The 2,848-nt window shown below is 51.8% G+C and carries 3 protein-coding genes; all 3 read left to right on the top strand.

The genetic code is table 11. From position 1 onward, the window contains the following. The coding region (locus tag KOO63_11070; GenBank protein MBU8922346.1) for a hypothetical protein at positions 1-233 on the top strand (233 nt) is incomplete at its 5' end. Positions 234-325: 92 nt separating this feature from the next. Continuing rightward, complete coding sequence (locus KOO63_11075) at positions 326-1,654, top strand: polysaccharide biosynthesis C-terminal domain-containing protein (GenBank protein MBU8922347.1); 1,329 nt, start codon at positions 326-328, stop codon at positions 1,652-1,654. Then, on the top strand, positions 1,651-2,799 hold the full coding sequence (locus KOO63_11080) for a glycosyltransferase (protein MBU8922348.1): 1,149 nt from the start codon (positions 1,651-1,653) through the stop codon (positions 2,797-2,799). Before KOO63_11075 ends, KOO63_11080 begins: the two co-directional genes overlap by 4 nt. The last annotated feature ends 49 nt before the right edge of the window (positions 2,800-2,848 follow it).

Genomic DNA, 2,848 nt, shown 5'->3' on the forward strand with positions numbered 1-2,848 from the left:
GGGGCAGGATAAGGTCTCGCGTATTTTTCATACCTTTCTATTTTGTGATGGTCAATGCAGCGGCTCTTGCCGCTATCATGACGTACAGTTCCGGGGGGCGACTCTCTTCATGGGAGAAAGCTGAGACGACCCGTGGTTTGGAAGACCATCATCTCGGAATACCGAAGCTCAGGGTCATTGAAGGCAAGAAAAAGGGGTCCAAGCGCGTCGAGAAGGTTAACAAGATAACTTGACGGAAGTATAGATGACAGACTGAACAAGGGCAGGTCAAGGGTCTTATCGGGATCCGGTGATCGGCCCTCTTTTAGTTAATCGGGAGACAAGGATGTCATTTCTGAAAAATGTCTCATACACCTTTGTCACGAAGATGGGCCTTCTGATCACCGGGCTGATCACCAGCATCGTGATCGCCAGGATGCTGGGTGCCGAGGGCAAGGGGATGCTTTCACTCGCGGTACTTTCCGCTTCTGTGATCTACAGCCTGACGAATCTGGGCCTTGGAAGTGGCTCGGGATATTTCCTTGGTCGAAGAAAGATAGACAAGACAATCCTGGCCGGAATATGGCTGTCACTATCTCTGCTTATCGGTGGGCTGGCGATGTCCCTTTCATTGATTCTGGCCCCTGTAGCAGTGCCCCGCATCCTGCCTGACGTTCCGGTCGGCCTGATCATAATCGCTCTCTGCAGTATCCCATTCTCAATAATACTATATAACTTTCAGATGTTGAGCAGGGCTGACGCGGATTTCAGGGCGTTCAATATCATCGAACTCGTCCAGCCAGTCTTCTTTCTTCTCGCTTTCCTGTTGGTAGCCTGGTTCTTTCCAGACTCAAAGCTTCTCGTTGTTGTAGGCATGTTTACTTTCTCTCTTTTCGTTGCGGCCATGTTGGTTCTATTCGTCTGGAGCCGGAAGGTAAAGCTCAGGCCGCGGTGGGATGGCGGGATCGTAAAATCGGCGATGGGGTTCGGGGTAATGGGACATATGACGAGTTTTCTGGGCTTTCTCAACCTTCGTGTCGATTTGCTCCTGCTGAACTTCTTCATGTCTGTCGAAGCTGTTGGATTTTACTCAATATCCGTGATGATAGCAGAAAAGATCTGGTTTTTTCCTGATACTCTCGCAATTGTCCTGTATCCACGGGTGGCTCATGGAAGCGACGAAGAAGCCAACATCCAGACCTCGATAGTCTGCCGGCAAGTGGTCTTGATAGTGACGGCTGTATGCATTGTCCTTGCTGTAGTAGCGAGGCCACTCATTGTCCTGCTCTATTCCGACCTTTTCTCTTCCGCTTTCGCACCTCTTGTGTTTCTTCTGCCTGGAGTCCTTTCGGCGAGTCTTGCCAGGGTGCTTGGCAGCGACCTTTTGGCACGCGGTCATCCCAGGGTAAATATGTTGACAGGATTTGTGGCACTGATAACCAATGTAGGTTGCAATATTCTGTTTATCCCGAAATACGGGATCCTCGGAGCTGCATTAGCGACATCGATATCCTATACGCTGCATTTTATTATCATCCTCTGGGCATTCGTGAGAATAAACGGATTGCCCGTATCCTCAATACTGGTACCAGGCCGGGAGGATCTCATGAGGTTTCCGGATGCTGTGACAAAGTTGATAAAAGTGTTTCGAGAGGGCAGGAGGACGGAAAGGTGAGGCCGGAGCGGATACTAATCGTAACGAGTTCCCTGAGTGTGGGGGGAGCCGAGATGCATATCCTCGATCTTTGCCGGTTTCTTGTGGGGAAGGGAAAGGTTCCAGCTGTTCTTCATCTTTCAGGATCAGGATCCACTGTCGCTGAAAGATTGAGCCGGGAGGGAGTGGAACTGCTGCCATTCGAGATCTCATCGCTATATCGACTGCTGTTTCCCTCGATCCTTGCCGACCTGAAAAAGGCGGTCCGTGTTTTTGCTCCTGATATCATCCATGCTCATCTCTATCACGGGGAGATCGTCGGGATCGCAGCGTCACTTCTTTCGAGAGTGCCGGTAGTGGCGACCAGGCACAGTACCGGGCTGGAATTCAATGGGTTCAGAAGATCGATAGTAAGGCTTCTGAGGCATCTATACAGCAGGGTGATATCAGTAAGTGACGAGGCCAGGGAAGAAGCGAGGAAGCTGGGCTTTCCGTACGAGAGGATCAGCGTGATCCCGAACGGAGTAGATACTTCGAGATTCCACCCTGTGAGTGGCGCAGAAAGAACGACAGGGCGCAGGGAATGGGAGGAAAGGTTATTTGGAAGCTTTGAACCTGAGGGGGTCGTAGTCGGCACACTCGGGGGGCTGAAAAAGGTGAAGAATCATTCCCTGTTCATCGAAATGGCTGTCGAACTGCGGAACAGAGCGCTTCCGGGATCTTCCGGTCCCCGGTTCGTTATAATCGGGGAAGGTCCAGAGCGGCCTCTTCTCGAGAGGAAGGTGGCCGAGGCCGGGGCAGGTTCATGGATAGTACTTCCGGGAATGGAGAAGTATCCTGAGAATGTGCTGCCCCTTATGGACCTGTTTGTTCTCACTTCTGATACAGAGGGCGTACCGATAGCGGTACTCGAGGCCATGTCCTGCGGCCTGCCATGCGTGGCGACTGATGCAGGTGGAACAGTTGAGATCCTGGGTGGTTCGGGCATGGTGGTAAAAAAACAGGATGTGGGGGAGCTCGTGGAATGTGTTCTCGCGATGCTTTCTGATCCAGACATGGCGAGTACTGTGGGTGCAACTCTCAGAGAAAGGGCTGTGACTGATTATGATATAAACGTGTGGGGTGAGAGGATCCTGGGAGTGTACGGAGACTCATTGTCCCGTTGACCGTTTCACGACTCCGGCCTTTGACCCTGATCGTTATCCTGCTCTGGAC

The sequence above is a fragment of the Candidatus Latescibacterota bacterium genome, assembly GCA_019038625.1.
GTDB lineage: Bacteria > Krumholzibacteriota > Krumholzibacteriia > Krumholzibacteriales > Krumholzibacteriaceae > JAGLYV01.

What these genes read in the sequence shown, in the direction of transcription:
- KOO63_11075 (MBU8922347.1), top strand. Translation starts at nt 326, where the DNA reads ATGTCATTTCTGAAAAATGTCTCATACACCTTTGTCACGAAGATGGGC.